We start from the raw sequence: 4,954 nt of genomic DNA on the forward strand, positions 1-4,954 counted from the left end.
CCACCCCCGCCCCAAGAGCCCCCTCCCACCATGGGCCCGTACGAGAGGAACCGAATGCGCGTCAGCCGGATCGTCCCGCCGCCGGGCCCGCCGAGGACCCTGGCCCTGGCGCAGCTCACCAACTCCGTGGGAGACGGCGCCTTCTACGTGTGTTCGGTGCTGTACTTCAGCCGGGTCGTCGGGCTGTCCCCGACGCGGATCGGCGCCGCGCTCACCGTGGGCTGGGCGCTCGGTGCCGTCGTCGGGGTGCCGCTCGGCCATCTCGCCGACCGGCGCGGGCCGCGCGGGATCGCCGTCCTGATGTCGCTGGCGACCGGCGCCGCCATCGCCGCCCTCCTCTTCGTACGCACCTACCCGGCGTTCCTGGTGGCGGTGTGTCTGTACACCTGCTGCCAGTGCGGGCTGGCGGCCGCCCGGCAGGCCCTGCTCGCCGGGCTGGTGGAGCCCGCCCGGCGCACCGAGACGCGGGCCTACCTCCAGTCGACCGTCAACGCGGGGCTCGCGCTCGGCGCGGCGCTGGGCGGCATCGCCCTCCAGCTCGACAGCGAGGCCTCCTACCTCACGGCGCTGGCGATGGACGCGGTCACCTTCGTGCCGGCCGCCTGGATACTGGGCCGGCTGCCCGCGCCGGTCCGGCAGCTCCCTCGGGGCGGCCGGCCCGCCGGACGCTCCCTCACCGTGCTCCGGGACCGCCCCTATGCGCTGGTCTCGCTGCTGAACATGGTCATGCTGCTGTACATGCCGCTGCTGAGCGTGGTGCTGCCGCTGTGGATCATGCGGCGGACCGGGGCGCCGGGCTGGACGGTGTCCGCGCTGCTGGTGCTGAACACGCTCAGCGTGGTCCTCTTCCAGGTGCGGCTGGCCGCCCGGGTGACCGGGCTACGCTCCGCCGCGCGCGCCGTACGGCAGGCGGGGCTGGTGCTCCTGCTGGCCTGCCTGTGCTTCGGGGTGTCGGCGGTCGGCACCTCGGCCTGGCTGCCGGTGCTGGTGCTGCTGGTCGCCGCCGGGGTGCAGGTCTTCGGGGAGATGCTGCTCGGCTCCGGCTCCTGGGAGATCGGCTTCGCCCTCGCCCCGGCCGGCAAGCAGGGCCAGTACCAGGGCTTCTACGGCGCAGGTACCGCCGTCGCGCGTCTGATCGGCCCGCTGCTGCTGACCGCGCTCATCCTGTCCTGGGGCACCGGGGGCTGGCTGGTCGTGGGCGCTCTGTTCCTGGGGGCGGGCGTCGCCATGGAGCCCGCGGTGCGCTGGGCGGAGGCACAACGCCCGGCGGAGACACGGGAGTCGGCGCCTGTGCCGGAGTGAACTCCCGGGGACGCGTCGAGCGCCCGCGCGGGCGCGGCCGGCTGCGATCCGGCGGGTACCGGGCGGGCCTCCCCCGGCCGCCCGGCCTCCGCCGAGCCGGCGCCGGGGCGGACCGTCAGCCGGCCGGCGGGCGGAACTCCGGCTGGTCGATGATGCGCAGCCAGCTGCCGTCCGCCTGACGCCGGACCACCTGCGCGCGAGCGCCGGAGCCGTCCCCGGGGGGCGTGGAGGTGAGCGCGATGTCACCGAACACCAGGGTGGGCAGGGGCTCTTCGCGTTCGAACCGCGGCGCGTTGGACAACACCTTCTCCCACAGCCCGCGGATCGCCTCCCGGCCCACGGTGGTGCTGCCCGGCGGGTAGGCCATCACGGCCTCCTCGTCGTACAGCGCGGCGAGGCCGGCGGCGTCACCCGCGTTGGCGCGCTCCACGAAGAGACGGGTGAGGTCTTCCGGCTTCAGGGCCTTCTCGTTCTCGGACACGATCATCCTTTCCTGCGGTCAGGGAATCGACCCGCCGATTTTCCGGCACCGGCAGATCACAAGTCCAATCAATCGTTCGGATCGGCATGATAATTTGAGGTTATGGAGATCAGGCAGCTGAGGTACTTCATCGCGGTGGCACAGGAAGCCAATTTCACCCGGGCGGCTGAGCTGGTGCACATCAGCCAGCCCGGCATCAGCGCGCAGATCCGCCAGCTGGAGAACGACCTCGGGGCCACTCTGATCGACCGCTCGGGCCGCAGCGCCCAGCTCACGGCCGTCGGTGAGGTGGTGCTGGCCCACGCCAAGTCCGTACTGTCCTCGATGGACTCGCTGCGGCAGGCCGTGGACGAGATGAACGGCCTCGTCCGGGGCAAGCTGGTCGTCGGCATGGTCACCGCCTGCACCGTCCAGCCCCTCTTCGACGCCCTGTCCGGCTTCCATCTCGCGCACCCCGGCGTCGAGGTCAGCCTGCTGGAGGACGACTCAGCCAAGCTGGTCGAGTACGTCCGGGAGGGCAGCGTCGACCTGGCGCTGATCGGCGCCGCCCGCAGCGCGCCGGCGGACCTGGACGGCTGGCAGGTGCTCAGCGAGCCGATCGTCGCCGCCGTGCCGCACAGACACCCGCTGGCCGGGAGGGACGGGGTCACCCTCGCCGAACTCAGTGCCTATCCGCTGGTCTGCCTGCCCGAGGGGACCGGTATCCGGGCGACCCTGGACGAGGCGTCCGCCGCGCTCGGGCTGACCCCCACCATCGCCCTCCAGGCCAGCGCGCCCAGCGCGGTGATGAACCTGGCCGAGCGGGGCCTCGGGGTCGCGGTGCTCTCCGGGTCCATGACCGCGCGGCAGGAGGGGCTCAGGACGATCGCCATCACCGACGCCGGCATCCCGGCGGTGCTCGCGCTGGTCTCCGCGCCGACCAAGAGCCCCGCACTGCGCGAACTGCTGCTGCACTGCCGCCAGTCCTTCGGTGGACCGGCCGCAGGCCAGGCCCTGGCCTCGATGAGCGGCGCATAGCCTCGGCAGGAGTTCCGGAGACGGCACGGCGGGCCCGCCGGAAGCCGACGGGCCCGCTTCGCGCGTCCAAAGGCGTCTCAGTCGAAGCGGAGACTGCCCGTCCGGGACCTCTTCAGCTCGAAGAAGTACGGGTAGTCGGCCAGGGCGCGGGCTCCGTCGAAGAAGAAGACGACGCCGTCGATTAGGTGTCGCTGTCGGCGGCAGTACGTCCTCGCCGTGGTGGTGCGCGGCGGTGGCGCAGATCCGGATCAGCGCGAGGGAGTTGTCGACCATCTCGCGGTACCAGTCGGGCAGTTCACGGCCCTCGTTGAGGACGTACAGGCTCGTCAGCCGGAACTTGAGGTCCAGTTGCCGGTGCTCGCGCACCTCCGGTGACCGCAGACACGCCCGCCACCGCGCCGGCCTCCGGCGCCGGTACGGCCACCGCTGTGGACGTGGGCGGTCAGTTCGGCATACTGCTCGCGCAGTCGGCGCCACAGGACCCTACCGGCGCCCCCCTCGGGTGGACCCGTCCATTCTCGGGGGGACGGTCAGACGCGCAGATACGCCGGTGCGCCGGGCGCGGTGGCCTCGGCGAACGTGCCGTCCGTCGCTGGGTGGTCGCGCAGCAGGTCGGCGACGATCTCGGTGGCGAGCCGGTGCCAGGTGGTCAGCCGGCGCAGCATGGCGTGTTCCGCCCCGGTGATCATGACCATCCCGGCGTGGGCGCCGGCCGTACGGGCCCGCAGCACGAACCTCACCGAGTCGTCGGAGCCGGTGATCCGGTCGGCGTCGCCGTGCAGCACCACGAGCCGCTGTCCGCGCAGATGGACGGCGGGTTCGGTGGCGGGCAGCCAGGGCGCGAGGGCGAGGACACCGCGCACGGCGGGGTGGGCGGCGGCCTGGAGGGCGGCGCGGCCGCCCATGGAGTGGCCGACCAGGACGACGGGCACCGGCCCGAACCGCTCACGCAGTTCGGTCAGGGCGCGCTGCACGTCGGCGGCGGCGGCACCGTCGTTCCAGCCGCGCTGCCGGTAGCGCACCTCGCCGAGCAGGATGCCGTCCGGCGGCAGCCCGGTGGCGACGGCGCGCAGGACGGGACGCATGCGCAGCGCGGCCAGATGCCAGGGCCGGCTGACGGAGACGTCGTTCGCCCGGCCGCCGTGCAGCGTGAGCACGGCGGCCACCGGGGACTCGGGGGCGTACCGGACGACCAGGGCGCTCTCGGCGTCCTGTGCTCCCCCGGCACCCCCGTGCCGCGCCGTCTCGTCCGGGCCGTCGCTGTGGACTCTCACGTGGGGCGCCTTCCCTTCGGGCGGTCGTACGGTCGTACGGGACCGTCACGGGGAATCCGTAGCCGCCCGGCGTCCGGTTTGGTCGGACGGACCCGTTCCGCCCGTCGCGACGGGCGGAGGATCGGCAGGTCTGAGAGGGTCGGACCGGGGCACATGTGCTCAGGCAAGTACTTATCGTCGCCGTGACAGAGGTGAATCATGACCAGCCAGCCCAAGGATCTCACCCCCAAGTACACCGTTCCGGGCCTTGAGCGGGAGGCGGCCGGCAAGCTCATCGGGCTGCTCCGCCTTCGTCTGCACGCGCTCAACGACCTGCACCTCACGCTGAAGCATGTGCACTGGAACGTCGTCGGACCGCACTTCATCGCCGTGCACGAGATGATCGACCCGCAGGTCGACCGGGTCCGTGACATGGCCGACGACGTGGCCGAGCGGATCGCCGCCCTCGGTGGTGTCGCGCAGGGCACGCCGGGCACGCTGGTGGCCGAGCGCACCTGGGACGACTACTCCATCGGCCGGGGCGACGCCATCGCGCACCTCGCCGCGCTGGACGTGGTCTACACCGGTGTGATCGAGGACGTGCGAGCGGGGGTCAAGGAGGCCGGCGAGATCGACCCCGCCACCGAGGACCTGCTGATCGAGCAGTTGCGTGACCTGGAGCAGTTCCAGTGGTTCGTGCGGGCGCACCTGGAGAGCTCGCGCGGCACGCTCGCCACCGGTGACGCGCACTCCGAGAAGGAGGCGGCCGCCAAGGGCGCCGAGGTGAGCTGAGCCGACATCACGTGACGCCGCGCGGCCCCCCCCCCGGGGGGCGGCGGCGCGGGGCGTCAGGCGGGTGCGCGGCTGGGGGTGAGGCCCCCCCGGGCCGCGCGGTGCGCCG

5 protein-coding genes and 1 pseudogene are annotated in these 4,954 nt (G+C 73.0%); 3 read left to right on the forward strand and 3 right to left on the reverse strand.

The genetic code is table 11. The features are described 5' to 3' along the window. Positions 1-54: 54 nt before the first annotated feature. A complete protein-coding gene (locus ACFWN1_RS31570) occupies positions 55-1,302 on the forward strand; it encodes an MFS transporter (RefSeq protein ID WP_384369622.1) in 1,248 nt (415 codons plus the stop codon). Positions 1,303-1,417: 115 nt separating this feature from the next. Here the strand turns inward: ACFWN1_RS31570 and ACFWN1_RS31575 are convergent, their stop codons facing one another. After that, a complete protein-coding gene (locus ACFWN1_RS31575; RefSeq protein WP_384369625.1) occupies positions 1,418-1,783 on the reverse strand; it encodes a YybH family protein in 366 nt (121 codons plus the stop codon). A gap of 102 nt (positions 1,784-1,885) precedes the next feature. Between ACFWN1_RS31575 and ACFWN1_RS31580 the strand changes: the two genes are divergently transcribed. After that, positions 1,886-2,800, forward strand: a complete 915-nt coding sequence (locus tag ACFWN1_RS31580; RefSeq protein WP_384369628.1) for a LysR family transcriptional regulator — start codon at positions 1,886-1,888, stop codon at positions 2,798-2,800. A 207-nt stretch (positions 2,801-3,007) separates the two neighbouring features. Here the strand turns inward: ACFWN1_RS31580 and ACFWN1_RS31585 are convergent. Beyond that, a pseudogene (locus ACFWN1_RS31585) lies at positions 3,008-3,277 on the reverse strand (hypothetical protein); the annotation flags it as partial. A 53-nt stretch (positions 3,278-3,330) separates the two neighbouring features. After that, a complete protein-coding gene (locus ACFWN1_RS31590; RefSeq protein WP_384369631.1) occupies positions 3,331-4,074 on the reverse strand; it encodes an alpha/beta fold hydrolase in 744 nt (247 codons plus the stop codon). Between the two features lie 198 nt (positions 4,075-4,272). On the opposite strand from ACFWN1_RS31590, the gene ACFWN1_RS31595 reads away from it, so the two are divergent. After that, positions 4,273-4,845 carry a Dps family protein gene (locus ACFWN1_RS31595; protein WP_384369634.1) on the forward strand — a complete coding sequence of 191 codons (573 nt, stop codon included), beginning with the start codon at positions 4,273-4,275 and terminating at the stop codon, positions 4,843-4,845. Positions 4,846-4,954 lie beyond the last annotated feature (109 nt).

Source organism: Streptomyces sp. NPDC058459, from assembly GCF_042721685.1.
Taxonomy (GTDB): Bacteria; Actinomycetota; Actinomycetes; order Streptomycetales; family Streptomycetaceae; genus Streptomyces.